The sequence below is a fragment of the Rosenbergiella epipactidis genome, from assembly GCF_018494055.1.
In the GTDB taxonomy this organism is placed as follows: Bacteria; Pseudomonadota; Gammaproteobacteria; order Enterobacterales; family Enterobacteriaceae; genus Rosenbergiella; species Rosenbergiella epipactidis.
In genome coordinates this window covers 576,346-596,440 of record NZ_JABBFQ010000001.1, presented here as the reverse complement: position 1 = coordinate 596,440, position 20,095 = coordinate 576,346, and the positions used below count along the sequence as shown (strand labels likewise).

Below are 20,095 nucleotides of genomic sequence, written 5' to 3'. Positions count from 1 at the left end.
AAAACGGTGTTGGGTACCACGACGGCAGACCAGGATGGTAACTGGACGTTCACCCCAAGCGTTGCCTTAGCCGATGGGGAACACAATGTGACCGCCACGGCGACGACTGCGGCGGGCAGTAGCTCACCGTCAGCGGGCTTTGATTTTACCGTTGATACCCAAGCACCGGGTAAACCAAGCATTGATGGAGTCACGGAGACCGGTCATCCTGATAAGGCAATTGCTGATCACGCTACGGCTACAACATCAGAAGTGACTTTTAACGGTCATGCCGAGGCGAACAGTACCGTCGTGTTGAAAGACAGTAACGGCAAAGAAGTAGGCAGAGGTCAGGCTGATAGTAAAGGTGAGTGGAATATTGGTGTAACCTTAGAAAATGGTACGCATGATATTACGGCTCAAGCTATTGATAAGGCGGAGAATATCAGTCCAGCTTCCTCACCTTACGACCTGACCGTGGATACCTCTGCGAGCATGGATCCGGATAGCGGCAAACCGACTGCGCCGGTTATCACTGATGTGGTAGATAAAGCGCATACTGATGTGACGATTAAAGCGCATGACACGACAAAAGTGAATGAGCTCACCTTTAAAGGAACATCAGCGGCCGGAGCGCAAATCACGCTGAAAGATGGTGATAAAGAGATCGGGACAACAACCGCGAATGCTCAAGGTAACTGGAGCTTCACCCCGAATGTTGCTTTTTCGGATGGGCCGCATGATGTCACTGCAACCGCCAGCAATTTAGCAGGAAGCAGTTTACCGTCAGCGGGATACGATTTTACGGTTGATACATTAGCACCTGAAAAGCCGGTGATTGATGTGGTGTTAGATGGCAGTAATGTTGCCATTGCGGATCACTCAACCACCAATGTAGACCAGTTGACGTTTAAAGGGACAGCAGAGCAAAATAGTACAGTTACCCTTAAGGACAGCGATGGACACGTATTGGGAAGTGATGTCGCAGATGATCAAGGTAATTGGAGTATCACAACTTCAGGTACTATTTCTGAAGGTACGCATGATGTTACCGCGACGGCCACTGACGCTGCTCATAATGAGAGCGAAAAATCGGATGCGTTCGATTTTACGAAAACATCAGCAGTGGTTCCACCAACACCAACAGTACCAGATGTTACACAACCTGGAGAAACGTATACCTATGATGGAAAGTCCACGAGCATTGGTGCCGATCTTTCTAATGCTGGAGATGTAAACGGTGATGGGTTTGATGATTTCTTATTAACAGCCCCAGGCGCCGAAGAGGCTTTCCTACTCTATGGAAGTGCTAATGGATTACCCAAAGTTCCAGACTTATCCAAAGGATTAACGGCTGATCAAGGAATTGAAATATCAGGGGGCATGGATGGCAACCATAATAAACAAGGTTGGCATGTAGAGAATATCGGCGACTTTGATGGTGATGGGTACGATGACTTTGTAGTTGCTGATCACTATCCCGATAAGGTTTTCGTTGTTTACGGTGGACCAAACAGTAACAACAAACTGGACCTAAATGCGATCGAAAAAGGCGATAATAGTAAAGGCTTCATGATTACTCACTCTGATGGTGATTCTTGGTTAGGAATCTCCGTAGCGGGTGGTGATATTGACGGCGACGGATACTCTGACCTCTTTTTTGGTAACTCAGAAGCGCATAATGGTCAAGGTAACATTTACAGTTTATACGGTCATGAAGGAAAGACTCAGACCAACATCTATATTGATAGAAGTAAAGACTCTTGGTTTGAGGCATCAGGTCAAAATCAATGGCGTGGGAGTGTCTTCAATCCGCAATCAGATAAAGATTTAACAACTCAAAATGGAGTTTTTGGTCACAACTTAGGTGAGACCATGGCTAACATTGGAGATGTTAATGGTGATGGAATTGATGATTTCCTTTTTGCCGATACATTAGCGAGTAACCATTTAAGTCCAAATGGATATGGTGGTACGGCTTATGTGGTTTATGGCAAAAAAGGGGGATTTGGCGATAAATTTAATCTTGATGACTTGACGATTAATGATGGCATTCGTATCAATGCGCCATTCGACACATGGTTAGGCGGCGATAATGGATCACATTCTATGCATAATATCGCTAACATAGGTGATATTAATGGCGATGGAATCGATGATTTTGCGATAGGTTCACCTGTGGCGAATCATGCGAATGATGCAGGATATACCGTAGTAATCTATGGAAAGAAAGGCGGTTTTGATCGCGATATCGATTTGGATTTTACTATGAAAGGTAACAATCCAAAAGGTGGTTATAACCGATCAAGTCATTCGCTGACGGCTAAAGATGGTTTTGTATTATTCCCGGAAAACTACGGTGGAGAAAATGCAAACAAAGCTACGTGGTCAGGAGAAAGTATTGTAGGGATTGGCGATATAAACGGTGACGGCATTGACGATTTTATCGTGACAGCAAACGGTCAAGATAATAATGCCGGTGCAGCCTATGTTATATATGGCAAAGAAGGTGGATTAGTAAGCGGAAACGGTGTTGATCCAATTATTAATCTAAAAGATATCGCTACAGATCCTACTTTAGGATACAAGCTTCAAGGTGCTGCCGACTCACAATTTGGTACGAATGCCACAGCCGGTGACTGGAATGGGGATGGGTTCACAGATTTTGCCATTGGAGCTCAGAACGCTAATGGGGGTAACGGTGAGACGTATATTTACTATGCGCAACCTAAATATACTCAGTTTTATACTGAAGGTAATGATCATATTCAAGCCCGAACAGGTGAACATAATCTTCTATTAGGTGGTAAAGGAGACGATGTGATTACCAATATCGGCGCTGGAATTAACGACTACGCTAATGGTGGAGAGGGTAACGATGAAGTTCATATCGTATCCCTCGACTTCAAAGCTGTTGCAGGTGGGCAAGGTATTGATACCCTCGTGTTAGATGGTAATAACATGATGTTAGATTTAATGTCTGCGAAAAATAAAGTGACAGGCTTTGAGAAGTTCGACTTGGGAGATCACACCAACACGCTAAATGTAGGGTTTGATGACGTGTTGAGATTAGGCGAAGAAAACTTATTCAAGCATGATGGTAGTGATGGTAAAAAACAGCTGATAATAGATGGTGGAGATTCAGATACATTGAATCTTATCAATAAAGGTCAAAAATGGGCTGAACAGGATGATCAATCTATTGATGGCCATACTTATCATACATACACTGCAGGGAGTAATGTGGAGATATTAGTCGATTCTCATATCCAAACTTCTATCTTGTAAATAATCACGTTCGCCAAGTGTGGCGGACGTGATTAAAAGTTCTAGCATCTAATAAAAATGTCCGTCAAGGGTGACGGGCTTTTCTCTTTCATTAGGGTTAAAAAATGTCAGTTAAAACGTATTTTAATAAAACTAGCGTTAATCTATTTTTGCTATCATTATTGGTTTTCGGTATCAATACTCCGCTGCTGGCTGCGATATTGACTAATACTCCCATTGTTGATTCAAGAATTGTTTTTTTTAACGATGGTAGTGTTAGTGGTAATAATAGTGTCAATGTGTACGTAGATAAACACTTTAATACCGCTTTAAAATCCAACGAATATACAATATTTTGCGTTGCACCAGGGGAGCATTCTTTGGAATCTTATGTTAACGATGCCCCAAAATATACGGGTAAAAATAATCCGCAGATGACGGCGACGACTCAAAGTGGCCATACATATTTTCTTTCGGTCACTTCCCAAGGTACACCGCTCGCGGTTCTTCAAGATGCAGGAGCTAGAGCGATCAAAAATGCTAGATTAAGCCAATTTATTAACCGTTCACCTTCAGTAATTCCCTGCACTGAAACAAAAATTACTGACGATAAATTTACTGTAACGTTTTCATTTAATGGAAGTCAGATTTCTGACATTCCCGCTGCAGAGCTTAAAAGCTTCGAAGATTGGATAAAGAAATTCTATTCCGAGAATGATTATCGTCGTATCGAGGTAGTAGGCTACAGCGATGAATTAGGGCAAAAGACTTATAATTATACTTTGTCGGAACGTCGTGCCAAGGTAATACGCGATGTACTTATTAATATTGGTTTTCAGCCCACCTCTATATTTGTACAAGGTAAAGGTGATAGTGATATAAAAAACACTTGTGAAACGACTAGTGAGGCTTCAACGAAAAGTTGTAACCAAGTTAATCGCCGTGTTACAGTGAAAGTTATCAAGTAATGAAGCTCCCACTTGGCAAGTATTCAATGCAAAGTGGGAGTTTGTCCCATACTTTTTATGTATATCTATTTATATAAACGAGATATGAAATGAGTGAGCCAATAAAGGATGTTGATAATCTACTATGGTCAATCAAATGGTTAGCAGACTTCCATAATAAACCAACATCCAGTGCGGTTCTTTATGCAGGGTTACCGCGTCAAAATAGACTAAGCCCGCAAGCTGCACTACACATGTTGGCTCAAATCGGAATTGGAGCGGCTTGGGTCAAGCGCGATTTACAAGATATTTCTTCCTATCTTTTCCCGGTAATAATGATAAGAGATAATGGTGAACCAATTATCGTTACACAGCGCGTCAAAGAACTGGGTCAAGAACGCTACAAAGTGATTATTCCGGAAACCGATGGCGGGGAAATGACGCTATCAATCAGTGATCTTAAACAATTTTCACAAAAATATATTTTACTTAGTCAGCCCAAGCCAGAAGACAAAGCGGTAAAAGTTAGTATCGACGATTATTCTGATCGAAAAGCCGGCCATTGGTTATTCTCTACATTGTGGCGCTATCGACATTATTTTTTTAGTGCTGCTTTAGCGGCTCTACTCGCCAATATTCTGACGTTAGCGTCCACATTTTTTACCATGAATGTTTACGACCGCGTGATTCCCACGCAAGCTTATACAACGCTTTGGGCATTAGCCTTCGGTGTATTTATTGCCATGACTTTTGAAATGACAAGCCGTATGATCAGGAGTCATTTGTTTGATGTGGCCGGAAAAAAAGCAGATATCTTATTAGGCGGGATCTTATTCCGTCAGCTAATGTCTATCAGGATGGAAGCAAAGCCTATTTCCTCTGGCTCTTTTGCGAACCAGTTAAGGGAGTTCGAATCTGTTAGAGATTTTGTCACCTCTGCAACATTATCGACACTTTCTGATCTTCCTTTCTGTTTACTTTTTGTTTTCATTATTTATTTGGTCGGTGGTCCATTAGTACTGATCACCCTAACATCGGTACTAGTGATAATCGTGGTAAGTCTATGGGTACAAGTGCCTTTGGCAAGAAGTATGCGCGAAAATCTTGCTGAGCTCTCTTTAAAACAAGGCGTCCTCATCGAAAGTATTGAGGGGCTTGAGACGCTTAAAGCAACCGGGGGGGAAGGCTGGATGCAAAAGCGTTGGCAAGATTGTAGTGCCCTTGCCGCGGCCTCTTCGATGAAGTCGAAAAGTCTTTCAAGTAAGACAATGAGCTTTGTCGCCTATGTGCAGCAAATTACTACTGTTGCGACCGTGGTGTGGGGGGCTTATCTGATCGGAGATGGTCAATTGACTACCGGGTCATTGATCGGGACAGTCATTCTAAGCTCAAGAGCCATGGGGCCCTTAGCATCTGTAGTAGGGCTAGCGATTCGCTTTCAACAGGCGAAAGCAGCGATGATTTCCCTCAACAAATTTATGAAGATGCCGACCTATCGCGAGCAAGCTGTAGACTATCTTACTGCGCCCGAAAATGTGGGTAATTTAGCGCTAAAGAATATCAATTTCCATTATCGACCGACAAAAGCTCAGCTTCGACCGCCTAAGGTTTTGACCGATATTAACTTGCAATTCCGTCAAGGAGAACGCGTCGCAATTGTAGGAAGTATTGGTAGTGGAAAATCGACTCTACTGAAAGTTATTGCGTGCCTCTATAAACCCGTTTCCGGACAGATGCTTGTAGAAAATCTTGATATCGAACAAATCGATCCTGCTGAGTGGCATCAGTCGGTTGCCTATGTGGGGCAAGATAACCGACTCTTTTCGGGGAGTTTAAGAGAAAATATTATCATCGGTAATCCTGCTGCATCAACTGAAGAGTTTATGAACGTCGTACGCATTACTGGGTTGGATAATATCGCAGCGAGTCATCCTATGGGATTTGGGATGCCTGTCGGTGAGATGGGGCAGAGCCTTTCTGGGGGCCAACGTCAATTAGTTGCGCTTGCGAGGACGTTATTATTACAGCCCAAGGTCTTGTTACTTGATGAACCGACCAGCTCAATGGATGCCATGACTGAACTGAAATTTATTGAACGTCTAAAAAATGGACTCATTAATCAAACCTTGATTATTGTGACTCACCGTTTTTCTCTGCTAAATGTAGTCGATCGATTAATCGTGATGGAAAACGGCCATATTACCGCGGATGGTGAGAAAAATAAGGTTATTGAGCGGTTGAAACAAAATACTGAACGTCAGCGTGAGAAAACCTCATGAAAAACTTTCTCATTTTTTGGAAAAAACATAAACGCGATAATCAACCTGAAGATAAACAGCTCTCTGCTCATGAGCTTGAATTCATCAACGATATGCAAGCTGCACTGATTATCCAGAAGACACCAGTAAGTCTTATATTGTTATACCTAATCGCAGCCATTATTATTGTGACCTTGGTCTGGGCTAAATTTACGCAGGTTGAAGAGGTCACTGTAGGTGAAGGAACTGTTATTCCCGTGCAACGTGAACAGATTATCCAAAGTCTTGAAGGGGGCATTCTTTCACAATTACTAGTTCGTGAAGGAGATATTGTCGATATTGGGACAGTTTTGGCAAAAATTGATCCGACCCGTGCAGATACTTCATATAAAGAAGGCATCTCTAAAATTATTGGCTTAAAGGGAATGATCGCTCGTTTACGGGCTGAGGCTTTCAATATACCGTTGGTATTTCCAGATGATGTCAAAGCGTTCCCAGAGGTTATTCATAACGAAACCCAAGCCTATTTAGCTCAGAAACAGACGCTGGATGAAGGCGTAAGCTCCCTACGAAAAAGTTATAATTTGGCACAAGATGAAATTAACCTTTCTGAACCTTTGATGAAAAAGGGATTAATTTCAGAAGTTGAACTATTGCGGATGAGGCGGCAGGCCAACGACTTTACTTTACAAATTACTGAGAGACAAAATAAGTTCCGTTCAGATGCGAATGCTGATTTAAATAAAATGGAGACTGAGCTTGCGCAGACCCAAGCACAAGTTGAAGGCAGGGAAGATATTGTTAAACGCACGACGGTTCTCTCACCAGTACATGGAACGATTAATAACATTAAAGTTACTACAGTAGGGGGAGTCATCCCACAAGGTGGTGAGATCATGTCGGTTATCCCCTTAGAAGATCAATTATTGGTCGAAGCTAAAATAAAACCTGCTGACGTAGCCTTCCTACATCCAGGTCAACCTGCAATGGTAAAGATCACCGCGTATGACTACTCTATTTATGGTGGGTTAAAAGGAAAAGTTCAAAATATCAGTGCGGACACAATTAAAGATGATAAACCCACTCGCCAGGGTGAGAGAGATACTACTTATTATCGGGTGTACATCCGTACCGATAAATCGGAATTACGCGTCAAAAATAAAGTGTTTCCAATCATTCCGGGAATGATTGCATCGGTTGAAATTCGTACTGGAGAGAAAACGATCCTCAGTTATCTCTTAAAGCCTGTTCTTAAGGCAAGAGAAGCATTTCGTGAGCGTTAGGATTGATTTGAGATAACAATGAAAAATATAGTTATAGGTATATCACTTGGTTTTTACGCTTTAGCGCTCTGCGTAAAGGTTTACGCAAGTGAAGATCTTCTGCAATTTACGCCAATTAAGTCGCCCACTCGTCTCGATAGAGATGCCCCAAAGCAGAATAACCTTGTCGAGAAACAAAATGAAACTGCATCGTTGGGGTCGGAAAAAATTACGTTGCAACCCAAAAATGAAAGTGAGAACTCACCTTCTATAAACTTGAATAATGGCCCATTATCAGCGACTGAAATTATTTCATCTAAAACGCCTACTGGAAAGTCGTTATCTGCTGCTGAGGTTAAGGACAATATTGTTCAGCCTGACGGGCTTAGGACGCTGCGGGATTCGAACGTTAAAGTAATGCCAGCGTCTTCTGTTGGTTCTCCATTGTCTATTAAGAATTTAGTGCTCGAAGCCCTTAATTATAGCCCAGAGATTAAAGGAAAGCAGGCTGATAATATTGCTGCAGGTTATGATGTTGACCAAGTAAAGGGCCAACGATGGCCTCAGGTCTCCATATCGGGACAAAGTCCCATGGCGAATATTGGGGGGGGGAGCCGTTCCAATAAATACTCTTCCGATGCTTCTACCGCGGTTAATGTTACAACGAATCTCTACGATTTCGGTGAAACCGCTGCAAAAACAAAAGCAGCAGAAGATACTGAAAAATCAACCGGATATAAATTACAGCTGACGCGGATACAGATTGCAGGTAATTTATTACAATTGCTCATTCAGTTGAGTCAATATCAGGAAGAACTCAGTGTGGCACACCAATTCTCGGCACGGATGTCCAAGCTTACCAATATGATTTCTGAAATTGTTCAAAGCGATCAGGGCCGCGGCAGTGACTTGGTACAAGCCCGTGCCCGGAAAGTTGAGGCCGACACTAATGTGGTCAATATTGAAAAACAGCTAGAAGATACTCAGATAGCCATCATCAGGCTAATTGGTCATCGTATTCATCTACCAGCTATATTTAACTTCAAGGCGGTCAATATTGATAACTCCAATTTAGACAATGTGGTCATTGATCACCCTAAATTAAAAGCGGATTATCAAGACTATCAATCTTCAATACATCAAGCTGATGCAGCGAATAGTGCGATGTATCCAAGAGTAAACTGGGTAATTAGTAAGAGTACCGCAAAAGATAATGATGGGCGTGAGGATGCATGGCAGACTGGGATCAATTTGCAGTGGGATATTTTTAGTGGTGGCTCAACTCGAGCCAGCGCCAATGCGGCTCTAGCTCGAGCTAATGCAAGTAAAATGGCACTTGATACCGATCGCCTAGAAATTGAGAATCAACTGCGTAACTATGCACATCTTTATGATTCTGGTCTTAGCCGTGCAAAAGAATATGCCCAGCTTACTAGGGAAAACGATCAAGTTAGAGATATGTTTTATCAGCAGTGGTATTACCTGGGTAAAAGACCGTTACTCGATGTCCTAACCGCGGAAAGCTCTTATTTCAACAATCAGATCACTGAAATTCAGACGCGCTATAGTGCTTTCAATGCTGCAGCGAACTACCTGACCCTCTCTTCGCAAATTTTTAAATGGATTGGTATCAACGAGTAATCATAACTATTATCGCTTCAAGCACCGGTCTTTTAGATCGGTGACTTGGTTAACTCTACACGTCAGAATATTTGTAGATATTAGGATAGGCGGTAGCATAAACCCATTAGCAGCGATCACCTGGAACTTACTTGATTACCCTGTTTGAAACACATATCGAAGTAGAATCGTTTCCTGCCCAGACAACAACAAGGTACCAATTATATCTTTAACGTTAGTAAAGCTTGACCTCTGTTTTTATTTATCAGATAGCAGATGAAATTAAATAATTCTAGAGTTGATAAAGATAAAATAAGCTTTCGTTGTAAGAATTCGATAGATTAGTTTTTAATTTTCAGTTATGGCCAGTCAGTTTTTCACTAAATAGCTGCGATTCAACTTTTACAGGTCATCGGTTTAGCAATTCTGAAAAGAAAGATAAAAGCTGTATATAATAATTACCGTTGTCTAACCTACTAGTTAAGTCGTATAGCATGGATTAGTCATAGGACTCCATACAGAAAAAACCCGCTATCTTGCGATAACGGGTTTCTTAAATTTGGCTCCTCTGACTGGACTCGAACCAGTGACATACGGATTAACAGTCCGCCGTTCTACCGACTGAACTACAGAGGAATTGCTTGGTGCGTAATATACGGCTTGCTCGCAGGCTTGTCAAAATAAAAATTGACTGGGCTTGTCTGATTGCCGTTTTTATCAGCAGAGTGATGAATAACTCAACACTCTGCTCAGGATACAACGATCTACGCCATTAACGCCTTGGCGTGGAAGCGTATATGATCCTCGATAAACGCGCTGATAAAGTAATAGCTATGGTCATAATCCGGGTGATAGCGGAAGGTGACCGGTAGCGCGCGTGCCTGACAAGCCGATTCCAGTAACTCGGTAGTGAGTTGTTGGGGATAGAAAGGGTCAGCAAGTCCTTGGTCGATTAGGGTCACGGGAAGTGTGTGCCCTTGCTCGACTAATGACACACTGTCCCACTGCTGCCACAAGTGGCTGTCGCTTCCCAGATAGGCGGTAAATGCCTTCTGCCCCCAAGGGACCTGACTGGGGGCAACAATTGGCGCAAAAGCCGAAACACTCTCAAAACGGCCAGGGTTATTGAGTGCGACCATTAAGGCACCGTGCCCGCCCATCGAGTGACCCGCGATCGCTTGGCGACCGTTGCTGGGAAAATGCGCGCCAATAAGTGTTGGGATCTCTTTGGTTAAATAGTCGTACATTGCGTAATGGCTGGCCCAAGGCTGTTGCGTCGCGTTGAGATAAAATCCAGCGCCTTGACCGAGATCCCAGGCATCATCATCCGCCACCTGTTCGCCCCGTGGACTGGTATCGATTGCCACGACCATCATACCGAGCTCGGCGGCATAACGTTGAAAACCGGCTTTAGTGATCAGGTTTTGCTCGGAACAGGTCAGACCGGATAACCAATATAGAACCGGAACCGACTGATGCGCAGCTTGCGGTGGCAAATAGACCGCAAACTTCATCTCACAGTCTAGGGTCTCCGAGGTGTGTTGCCACACCTCCTGCCATCCGCCAAAGCTCGCATGGCGTTCTAGGCGGGTCAGTGAATCGGTAGCCATCTCTTCCCCTTAATAACGAATTACGGTACGGATAGATTTACCTTCGTGCATCAGATCGAAGGCTTGGTTAATCTCATCCAAGCTCAGGGTATGGGTCACGAAGGGGGCGAGATCGATCTTGCCGGTCATGGCTTGCTTCACCATATCGGGCAATTGACTACGTCCTTTCACGCCGCCAAATGCCGAGCCTTTCCAGCTGCGTCCCGTCACGAGTTGGAAAGGACGGGTAGAAATCTCTTTCCCTGCGCCCGCCACACCGATAATGATCGACTGACCCCAGCCACGGTGGGCACTTTCTAAAGCTTGGCGCATCACGTCGACATTACCGATACATTCGAAAGTATGGTCGATACCCCACTTGTTCTTTTCTAACAGAACATCTTTGATCGATTTATCATGGTCTTTGGGGTTAATACATTCGGTCGCACCGAATTGGGTCGCCAAGGCAAATTTACCGGGATTGGTATCGATGGCGATAATTTTTCCCGCTTGAGCTTGTCGAGCCCCCTGGATCACTGCCAAACCGATAGCCCCTAACCCGAAGACTGCGACAGAGTCGCCCGGTTGTACTTTAGCGGTATTATGGACGGCACCAATACCGGTAGTAACGCCGCAGCCAAGTAAACAGACTTGCTCATGATTTGCCTCTGGCGTGATTTTAGCCAAAGAGACTTCTGCCACCACTGAATATTCACTGAAGGTCGAACAGCCCATGTAATGATAGAGAGGCTGACCTTGATAGGAGAAACGGCTGGTGCCGTCTGGCATAACGCCTTTGCCTTGGGTCTCACGAACGGCGACACACAGGTTAGTTTTTCCGGATTGGCAGAACTCACACTCGCCACACTCTGCGGTATAAAGCGGGATAACATGATCGCCCGGTTTAACGCTGGTGACCCCTTCACCGACTTCAATCACAATACCCGCGCCTTCGTGGCCGAGCACAACCGGGAATAAGCCCTCAGGATCTTCTCCTGATAAGGTAAACGCATCGGTATGGCAGACACCGGTATGGGTATTTTTAATCAATACTTCGCCTTTTTTCGGCGCCTCGACATCGATCTCGACAATTTTTAAAGGTTGATTGGGAGCAAAAGCGACCGCAGCACGTGATTTCATTTAAGCGTCCTTATAAGGATGATCTGGGCAAAAGGTAAGTGTAGAGCGGGTTTGAATCGGTGAGAAGCGAAAATCTTCTTATCCTTAACCTTAGGTGCTATCAATCCCTACCCGCCACCGCGATGGCGGGTAAGTTCCTTAGTGTTTGAGCGTGCGCGGCGGGGCGGAAAGGGTAAACAGTGAAAGCAGGGTGAAAAGTAAGGCGATAAGTCCTAACACAAGATAAGCGCCGTGGAAACCGATTGAGTCATACATTTTCCCAGCTAAGACAGACATAAAGATCATCGCCAACTGTTTGAAGAAGCAGAAGCAGACTAAATAGACGGTTGCTGAAAATCTTACCTCGAACTGCGTAGTGATGTATTTAAAACAGCCGACAATCAGCATCGGTACCTCGAACATATGTAGGCATTTTAACAATACGACTTCCCAAGCCTGAGTGGCGTAAGCCGAACCTAAAATCCGTACCGACATAATTGCTCCGGCGATCAACAGCGCATTTTTGCCACCAATACGATTAACGATTGTTGGTGCAAAGAACATGATAAACGCGTTGAGAAGTTCGCCGCCCGTGGTGACATAACCAAACACCCTGGTCCCCTGTTGTGCCGAGGAAAAGAAGCCGGTGAAGAACGTGGCGAATTGTTGGTCGAAAATATCGTAGGTACAGGAAACGCCCACGACATACAACGATAAGTACCAGAGTTTTGGCTTACGAAACAGTTCGAAAGCCAGCCGAATATTGAATAATGAGTGGTTAGCACCCAACGAATCGATGACGCGATTGGTCGCAGGAACGGTAGGGCGCGCGCAAAACAGCAGTATTGCTAAAATCACTGCACAGCCCGATCCCAGCCAAAAGACAAACTGATTATTTATCGTAAACATAATCCCGGCAATTGAGGCACAAATTGCCCAGCCGATGCAGCCAAAAAGGCGCGCACGACCAAACTCAAAGGCACTGTAGCGGCTGACCTTTTCGATATAGGCTTCGATAGCTGGCGCGCCACCATTATAGATAAAACCAAGGTATATTCCGCCCGCGATGGCGGCAAGGTAGATATGGGTTTTAAGTAATGGACCGAACAGATAAATAAAGAATGGCGCAAAGAGCACCAGCAATAGGGTGATCAGCCATAATAAGTGTTTCTTCAGGCCAAGTTTATCGGAGAGCAATCCAAATATCGGCTGAAACACTAATGAGAAAAAGGAGATCGAAGCGAAAATAATGCCGGTATCACTTTTATCGATATGATTAATATCGTGTAACCAAATGGGAAAAAATGGGAAGTAAGCCCCCATGATAAAAAAGTAGAAGAAAAAGAAGAGGCCAAAAATCCAGAAGTTACTGTTTTTAAGATAGAACATATTCACCGCCAGAGAGTATGTCGTGGTGAGAAAGCGGGTCGCAACGCCATGCCAGTCGATACTGGAAGCGCGGGGCGGTTAGAATAAAGGGGGCGGCAACACTTGGACTCCACGAATCATCCCCGCCAATTCCCATATGAAACCCATCGAGTACCAGCCAGGTGCCTGCTTCTGGCTTAAGCAGATGACGATGGGTCGTCGTCATTAATTGATGCTGGCTATAGCGACTTAGCGAGAAATGGAAATCGCCTTGGATAAGATGTGGGCCATAGTTTAATTGCTGAGTGCCACCGCGCAGACCGTTTTCACAAGGAAACACGTAGTCAGTGTGCATCGCTGCAAGGGGAAGGGTCCAGCGATCATACTGTGCGGCACTGCAACGGTCAGGGTAGTTTTCGTGCGGCCCCAATCCTAACCAGCTGACCTCCGGATATTGTGAAGCGAATTGGCAGGTTAGGCCAATCCTTGCTGGAGGAGGTGCATCGACTGACCGCTCAACCTCCACCGCGATGGTTAACTCCCCGGCAGCTGAGAACGTGAAGTGTTTACGGCTTAAGAAACGCAGCGCTTTATCTGCATAATAGGCATGGACTGTGGTGACAGTAATGGTGTTTTGCTCTTGACTATACCTCAGCTCAAGGCACGAACAGGTTAGCGAATACATTCCCGCTGCTTTCCAGCGTTCGACCCAGGCATTAGGATCGATGCGGGTGACTTCACTGATGCCGATATCGTTATCGATGGGGGCGCGCGTAAAGTTATCTGTTAACGGAGTGAGTAACTGTTCCACCTGATTGCGCGTCCATTGACTGAGCAAACCGCTATCCCGTGCAAAGGTCCATTGTTGCGCACCACTCCGTAGGATTAATGTCTCGTCGCACTCTTCAATCGACAGCTGTTCACTGGATGTCGACGGTGTCGGAAGACGTAATGGCGTAGGCAATTGCCATTGTTCGGTGGCCACGCAGTGTCCAGCTTCACTCCATGGCGTTGCGTTGGGCTGGACGACCTTGACGGTCAGCCAGACGTGGTAAGCATCTGACAAATCGGGCAGTTCAAGCGGGTAGCTGCGGGTTTCTCTTGGGGTGAGCGAGAGGGGGAATATCCCTTCAGCGATAATTTCTCCCTGTTGCGCGACGGTCCAGTGAAGTTGTTCATTATCAGTATGGCGGAACAGATATTCACTGGCCACCGACAGCGCGTTTTGTTCAAGACTAAACTGGAAAAACTGCTGGTGATATTTTGCCTCAAACAAGCTTGGATGAGGGGTGCGATCGGCAAAGACTAAGCCATTCATACAGAATTGACGGTCGTTTGGCGTGTCTCCAAAGTCTCCGCCGTAAGCGGCATAGGGGTGGCCGTGATCGTCGTAAGCTTGTAGGGATTGATCCGCCCAATCCCAAATAAAGCCACCTTGCAAACGTGGGTACTGTCGGAATGCACGCCAGTAAGCCGCGAAACCACCCAAGCTGTTACCCATCGCGTGGGCATATTCACAGAGAATTAAGGGACGCTGCTCGCCGGGTAGTGATATCCATTTGGTAATAGACCATTTGGGCACGGCGGGAAAACATTGGTCTTGGCTAACCCGGGCATACATTGGGCAAACAATATCGGTTGCCGGTGTGTTCGCGCCGCCGCCTTCATATTGAACGGGGCGGGTGGGGTCATACTGTTTAATCCATTGGTACAGGGCATCGTGGTTATGGCCATAACCCGACTCATTGCCTAGCGACCAGATGATAATCGAAGGATGGTTAAGGTCTCTTAGCACCATGCGTGTCACCCGTTCCATCATTGCCGGTAACCAACAAGGATCATCACTGAGCCGATTCATCGGCACCATACCATGGGTTTCGATATTGGCTTCATCCACCACATACAGCCCATATTGGTCGCAAAGGTCATACCAATCGGGGTGGTTAGGATAATGGGAGCAGCGTACCGCATTAAAATTATGTTGTTTCATCAACACAATATCTTGGCGCATCGCGTCAAGGCTGACGGTTTGACCGGTCACTGGATGATGTTCATGGCGGTTAGTTCCGCGGATGAGTAAGGGTTGGCCATTAAGCTGTAGTTGGCCCTGATGGATCTTGACCTCGCGTAAACCGAGTGGACTGGCCTCGACTTCGATCAATTGGTCATGGTGATATAAGCAGAGCAGTACCCGGTACAGCGTGGGACTTTCCGCGCTCCATAATTTTGGCGAGGGGATGGCTAACTTCACCTTGGCCCGGTCGGCGTAGGCTCCGCGTTCATCGATGATAGCGCTGCCTAGAGCCGTCCGCTGTGTCACAACGCATTGTTGGTCGTCCCAAATCTCAATCCCGACAGTCGTCTGCGGGGAATAGTCTCCGTCGACCTCGACTTCGATGCTGACTTCTGCTTGCGTATACTGAGCGGTGAGCGCTGAACTGAGTTGCCATTTTTTAATGTAGCAACTCGGTTTATGGACTAGGCCTACGTCGCGAAAAATACCACTCATCCGCCACATATCTTGATCTTCAAGATAGCTGCCATCAGACCAGCGCAGCACCATGACCGCCAAGCGGTTTTCACCACTGCGTAAAGCAGAGGTTAAGTCGAATTCAGAAGGTAGGCGACTATCTTGTGCGTAACCGATCCAGATACCATTACACCAAAGGTAAAATGCCGAATTAACCCCTTCAAACACAATTCGCGTGCTGCCGGATGTTAGCCAAGATGCTTCCACTGAAAATGTGAGCGAGTAACATCCAGTGGGATTGTCTGCTGGCACCTGCGGTGGATTGACCGGGATGGGATAGGTGACGTTGGTATAAATCGGTACATCATATCCTTGTCTTTGCCAATTACTGGGGACCGTAATCGCCTTAGCCTCTGCGAGATCCTCTTGTAGCCATTCTTCAGGGACCTGTTGCGGTGACGTGAAGAAGTTAAATTGCCATTGACCGTTGAGGGACTGTAACGAGGGAGAATCAAGATTCTCAATCGCATGTGACCGATTACGCCAACTTCTGTAGCGAGGGTGGGCGGGTAATTGGTTGAGTTGGGTAACCGCAGGCTGATGCCAGTCTTGCCGTGCCAGAAGTGCTTTCAGTGAAAGTATCGTCATAATCGGTCTCAATGTTATTCGCTCACATATAGACCTATGTCGATTTCTATTCGTTGTAAAGCTGTCTACTTATTCATCGTGAGGCGAATCACAGAAAGAGCGACTACTGCCCCTATTATGAGAAATGCTCGAGTTGCAGTGCGAGTTTCTTAAGTTGACGTGCCAGCTGTTTGGCCGAGGGGGGCGTGGCGTGAGCCGATGCGACGGTATCGCGCTCAATTAAGCTTACGGGAAGCACATGCTGGCAGTCGGTGGCGCCCGAAATTAAGCGGAGAAGTTGCTCAACACTGACTTGGCCTAATTGTGAAAAATTCTGCTGAACGGTGGTGAGGGGTGGGGTAAAAAAAGCACTATCTGAAGTATCGTCATAGCCTGTCACCGAGATTTCGTCTGGTACACTAAACCCGGCTTCAGTGAGCGCACGCAGCGCACCGAGCGCCATTTGATCATTGGCGACGACCACGGCGGTGAAACGTTTCTTTTGCATCATCGCAAAGGTTATTGCGTCGAACCCTGATTTCGCGCTCCAGTCACCGGCTATCGTTAGCACCGGCGCTAACTGGTGACGATTCAATTGCGTGCGGGCGCTGTCAGCGCGTAGCGTTGCCGAAATAGAGTCGGAGGGGCCGGTCACTAAGATAATGTCTGTGTGTCCTAATGCCACCAGATGATCGATTGTGAGCGCGCTGCCTCGGCTGGGATCGAAAATAACGTAATGCGCGGTACAGGTCGGCGAAACATCGTTAAACAGCATCGGGATGTTTGGGGCTAATTGACGTATCGACGTGGCCAACGCATCACTAAGCGGAAGATTAATGATGATGCCATCAACCCGCTGTGCAAGGAGCTGTTTAACGGCATCAAAAATAGCCTGTGGCTGAAGGGTATCCACCATCGAGATGACCGTATTATAGTGTTCTTCAGACGCTCGGGCTTTTACCGCGGCAGCAATTTGTGACGGGGCATGTAAAGCAAGGCTGGTGGTTGCCAGACCAAGGGTTTGACTGAGTTTCCCCGCCAGTTGCTGAGCCACTTTATTGGGCACGTAATGCAGCTGATTAATGGCTTGGAAGACGCGTTGACGCGTTTCGTTCGATACATTGGCCGACTGATTAATGACACGGGAGACAGTCTGGTAGGACACACCCGCTTCACGGGCAACGTCGTAAAGGGTAACCGCTCTCTTTGTCATAATCCATTCTCACGTAAAATATCGAGCCTCAGTCTATGCAGATCCTTTTAGCATAAAAGCGGGGAAATTACTGTAGTCAGTTGCGGTAAGAGAGAACGGTATCGAAGGGGCTGCTGAGGAGTATCGTGCGATTATACAGTCGCCCTAGGTGTTTTACTGACTAGCGTGGTGATTTCGATATAGCAAAAAGCCCGCTATCTTGCGATAGCGGGCTTCTTAAATTTGGCTCCTCTGACTGGACTCGAACCAGTGACATACGGATTAACAGTCCGCCGTTCTACCGACTGAACTACAGAGGAATTGTCCTGAAGACCGGGCAGATGATAGTGTTGCGCAGGGCACTTGTCAAAGCTCTTTTTCCTTCGTTCAGTGCGTTTGCTGACGAAATAACCAAGCTGGGTAGACTGTGTGCAATCGGGACTGCACTAAAAGATTGGGCGTTGCTTCACGACAGTGCAAAGCGGTGGCGTAAAGCAGGAAACCTCAGGGAGAAGGGTAGGGTATAGACGGGGTTTGCCAGGTTGGCCTGATAATTGCTTACTAGATTCACTTGCGGCGAGTCTCACGCCACTTATCCTTGGTAGGAGTTAATCATGAATCTAAGACGCTTAAAATATTTTGTGAAAATTGTCGACACAGGTAGCCTAACTCGTGCAAGTGAAGTCCTGCATATCGCGCAACCGGCCCTCAGTCAGCAGTTGGCCACCTTAGAGGGCGAGTTTAACCAACAGCTGTTGATCCGTACCAAACGAGGCGTTATTCCGACGGATGCGGGGCAGGTGCTCTACCATCATGCGAAATCGATTTTGAAACAGTATGAGTTTGCCCGAGTCGCCGTCTCTTCTACACCCTTGATGACGCAAACCGCTTAATCCTCTGCTGATGACATGGGTCGCCTGCAACTTTCTTGAACAAAGTGATAAAAAACTATTGCTCAGGCGGCCTCCCCCCATTAGGATCCTTCGCCGGAACGAAAACGTTTACGTATTGAGTGCGTTCCACCACCATGAGCACGCGATCAAGCCTAGACAGGGCATTGTATTGTGTATAAATGACGATAATTTGAGAAAATAACATGCTCGAAAAGTTCTTTAAATTAAAGGCAAACAACACCAACGTTAAAACAGAAATCATTGCCGGGATTACGACCTTTTTGGCGATGGCCTACATTCTTTTCGTTAACCCCTCTATTTTGGGGCAGACTGGAATGGACAAAGGCGCGGTCTTCGTGGCGACCTGTTTAGCCGCCGCCATTGGCTCAGTATTGATGGGGATGATTGCTAACCTTCCTATTGCTTTAGCACCGGGAATGGGGCTAAACGCCTTCTTCACCTATACCGTCGTGTTACATATGGGGTATCACTGGCAAGTCGCTTTGGGTGCCGTCTTTATCTCTGCTGTGCTGTTCTTCTGTCTCTCAATTTTCAAAATTAGGGAGTGGATTATCCGCAGCATCCCCCTTGCACTTCGCTCTGCGATTGCCGCCGGGATTGGGTTATTTCTCGCTATCGTAGCGCTAGAAGGTGCTGGCATCGTTGTCGATAACCCAGCGACTCTAGTGGGGATGGGGGACTTAACTAAACCAGGTCCACTTTTAGCGATTGCGGGCTTCTTCCTGATTGTTATCCTTGAAGCGCGTCGTGTGACCGGTGCAATCTTAATTGGTATCCTAGTGATTACTGCAATTTCCATTTTGACCGGGCTTTCGCCTTTTGGTGGCGTGATTTCCTCACCTCCTTCGCTGGCACCGACCTTCTTACAGCTGGATATTGCCGGGGCCTTTAATGTCGGGCTGGTCAGCGTTATTTTTGCCTTCTTATTTGTCGATGTGTTCGATAACTCTGGAACGCTGATTGGCGTAACGCGTAAAGCAGGACTGACCGATGAGCACGGTAATATTCCTTCGATGGGACGCGCGCTGCTCTCTGATAGTATCGCGGCACTTTTCGGCTCGTTACTCGGAACCTCAACCACCACCAGTTTTGTTGAGTCTAGCGCTGGGGCGGCTGTTGGCGGCCGGACGGGATTGACCGCAATCGTAGTCGGCATTCTGTTCTTACTGTCGCTGTTTTTCTCTCCGTTAGCCGGTAGTGTGCCCGTCTATGCAACGGCCCCTGCGCTGCTGTTTGTGGCGGTCCTGATGGCGTCAGGGTTAGCGGAAATCGATTGGAAGGATATCTCAACGGCGGCACCGGTAACTATTACCGCCTTAGCGATGCCATTAACCTACTCGATTGCCAACGGTATTGCGTTCGGGTTTATCAGTTGGACGGTGATTAAGCTCTGTACCGGTAAATACAAAGAGCTGAATCCCGCGCTAATCGTATTGACCGTATTGTTCGTGATTAAACTGGGTTGGTTAACCACCTAGACGAA

General features: G+C 46.3%; 11 protein-coding genes, 2 tRNA genes and 1 pseudogene. 7 read left to right on the top strand and 7 right to left on the bottom strand.

All coding sequences use genetic code 11. From position 1 onward, the window contains the following. The first annotated feature begins 6 nt into the window (after window positions 1-6). From HGT71_RS02955 to HGT71_RS02935, 5 genes are all read left to right on the top strand, one after another. A complete protein-coding gene (locus tag HGT71_RS02955) occupies window positions 7-3,267 on the top strand; it encodes an Ig-like domain-containing protein (protein WP_425328664.1) in 3,261 nt (1,086 codons plus the stop codon). 104 nt (window positions 3,268-3,371) lie between these two features. Further along, complete coding sequence (locus HGT71_RS02950; protein ID WP_214216482.1) at window positions 3,372-4,214, top strand: OmpA family protein; 843 nt, start codon at window positions 3,372-3,374, stop codon at window positions 4,212-4,214. Between the two features lie 89 nt (window positions 4,215-4,303). Continuing rightward, window positions 4,304-6,472, top strand: coding sequence for a type I secretion system permease/ATPase (locus HGT71_RS02945; RefSeq protein ID WP_214216481.1), 2,169 nt, complete (start codon window positions 4,304-4,306; stop codon window positions 6,470-6,472). Continuing rightward, entirely contained in the window at window positions 6,469-7,734 is a 1,266-nt protein-coding gene (locus HGT71_RS02940) for an HlyD family type I secretion periplasmic adaptor subunit (protein WP_214216479.1), read from the top strand. Before HGT71_RS02945 ends, HGT71_RS02940 begins: the two co-directional genes overlap by 4 nt. Window positions 7,735-7,752: 18 nt before the next feature. After that, the gene (locus HGT71_RS02935) at window positions 7,753-9,354 is read left to right on the top strand and encodes a TolC family protein (RefSeq protein ID WP_214216477.1); all 1,602 of its coding nucleotides are present in this window, start codon (window positions 7,753-7,755) and stop codon (window positions 9,352-9,354) included. A gap of 539 nt (window positions 9,355-9,893) precedes the next feature. On the opposite strand, the gene HGT71_RS02930 is transcribed toward HGT71_RS02935, so the two are convergent. The 7 genes from HGT71_RS02930 to HGT71_RS02900 form a co-directional block, all read right to left on the bottom strand. Then, window positions 9,894-9,969: transfer RNA gene (locus HGT71_RS02930), tRNA-Asn, on the bottom strand. Between the two features lie 128 nt (window positions 9,970-10,097). Further along, window positions 10,098-10,928, bottom strand: coding sequence for an S-formylglutathione hydrolase (gene fghA, locus HGT71_RS02925; RefSeq protein ID WP_214216530.1), 831 nt, complete (start codon window positions 10,926-10,928; stop codon window positions 10,098-10,100). A gap of 24 nt (window positions 10,929-10,952) precedes the next feature. Then, window positions 10,953-12,062 carry an S-(hydroxymethyl)glutathione dehydrogenase/class III alcohol dehydrogenase gene (locus HGT71_RS02920; protein WP_214216476.1) on the bottom strand — a complete coding sequence of 370 codons (1,110 nt, stop codon included), beginning with the start codon at window positions 12,060-12,062 and terminating at the stop codon, window positions 10,953-10,955. 138 nt (window positions 12,063-12,200) lie between these two features. Further along, a complete protein-coding gene (locus HGT71_RS02915; protein WP_214216474.1) occupies window positions 12,201-13,430 on the bottom strand; it encodes an MFS transporter in 1,230 nt (409 codons plus the stop codon). Continuing rightward, entirely contained in the window at window positions 13,417-16,527 is a 3,111-nt protein-coding gene (locus HGT71_RS02910) for a beta-galactosidase (RefSeq protein ID WP_214216472.1), read from the bottom strand. The genes HGT71_RS02915 and HGT71_RS02910 overlap by 14 nt, the downstream gene beginning before the upstream one ends. Before the next feature lie 115 nt (window positions 16,528-16,642). Next, window positions 16,643-17,719 (bottom strand): LacI family DNA-binding transcriptional regulator, encoded by a 1,077-nt coding sequence (locus HGT71_RS02905; RefSeq protein ID WP_214216470.1) that lies wholly within the window; start codon window positions 17,717-17,719, stop codon window positions 16,643-16,645. A gap of 223 nt (window positions 17,720-17,942) precedes the next feature. After that, a tRNA-Asn gene (locus HGT71_RS02900) sits at window positions 17,943-18,018 on the bottom strand. A gap of 294 nt (window positions 18,019-18,312) precedes the next feature. On the opposite strand from HGT71_RS02900, the pseudogene HGT71_RS02895 reads away from it, so the two are divergent. Further along, window positions 18,313-18,558 (top strand): annotated as a pseudogene (locus tag HGT71_RS02895) (LysR family transcriptional regulator); the annotation flags it as partial. Window positions 18,559-18,794: 236 nt separating this feature from the next. Further along, window positions 18,795-20,090, top strand: coding sequence for an NCS2 family permease (locus HGT71_RS02890; protein WP_214216467.1), 1,296 nt, complete (start codon window positions 18,795-18,797; stop codon window positions 20,088-20,090). Window positions 20,091-20,095: the final 5 nt, after the last annotated feature.

Excerpts from the sequence above, each read along its gene's own strand:
- HGT71_RS02890 (WP_214216467.1), top strand. The coding sequence starts at position 18,795 with ATGCTCGAAAAGTTCTTTAAATTAAAGGCAAACAACACCAACGTTAAA.
- HGT71_RS02910 (WP_214216472.1), bottom strand. The coding sequence starts at position 16,527 with ATGACGATACTTTCACTGAAAGCACTTCTGGCACGGCAAGACTGGCAT.
- HGT71_RS02905 (WP_214216470.1), bottom strand. The coding sequence starts at position 17,719 with ATGACAAAGAGAGCGGTTACCCTTTACGACGTTGCCCGTGAAGCGGGT.
- HGT71_RS02940 (WP_214216479.1), top strand. The coding sequence starts at position 6,469 with ATGAAAAACTTTCTCATTTTTTGGAAAAAACATAAACGCGATAATCAA.
- HGT71_RS02935 (WP_214216477.1), top strand. The coding sequence starts at position 7,753 with ATGAAAAATATAGTTATAGGTATATCACTTGGTTTTTACGCTTTAGCG.
- HGT71_RS02950 (WP_214216482.1), top strand. The coding sequence starts at position 3,372 with ATGTCAGTTAAAACGTATTTTAATAAAACTAGCGTTAATCTATTTTTG.
- HGT71_RS02920 (WP_214216476.1), bottom strand. The coding sequence starts at position 12,062 with ATGAAATCACGTGCTGCGGTCGCTTTTGCTCCCAATCAACCTTTAAAA.
- HGT71_RS02945 (WP_214216481.1), top strand. The coding sequence starts at position 4,304 with ATGAGTGAGCCAATAAAGGATGTTGATAATCTACTATGGTCAATCAAA.
- HGT71_RS02915 (WP_214216474.1), bottom strand. The coding sequence starts at position 13,430 with ATGTTCTATCTTAAAAACAGTAACTTCTGGATTTTTGGCCTCTTCTTT.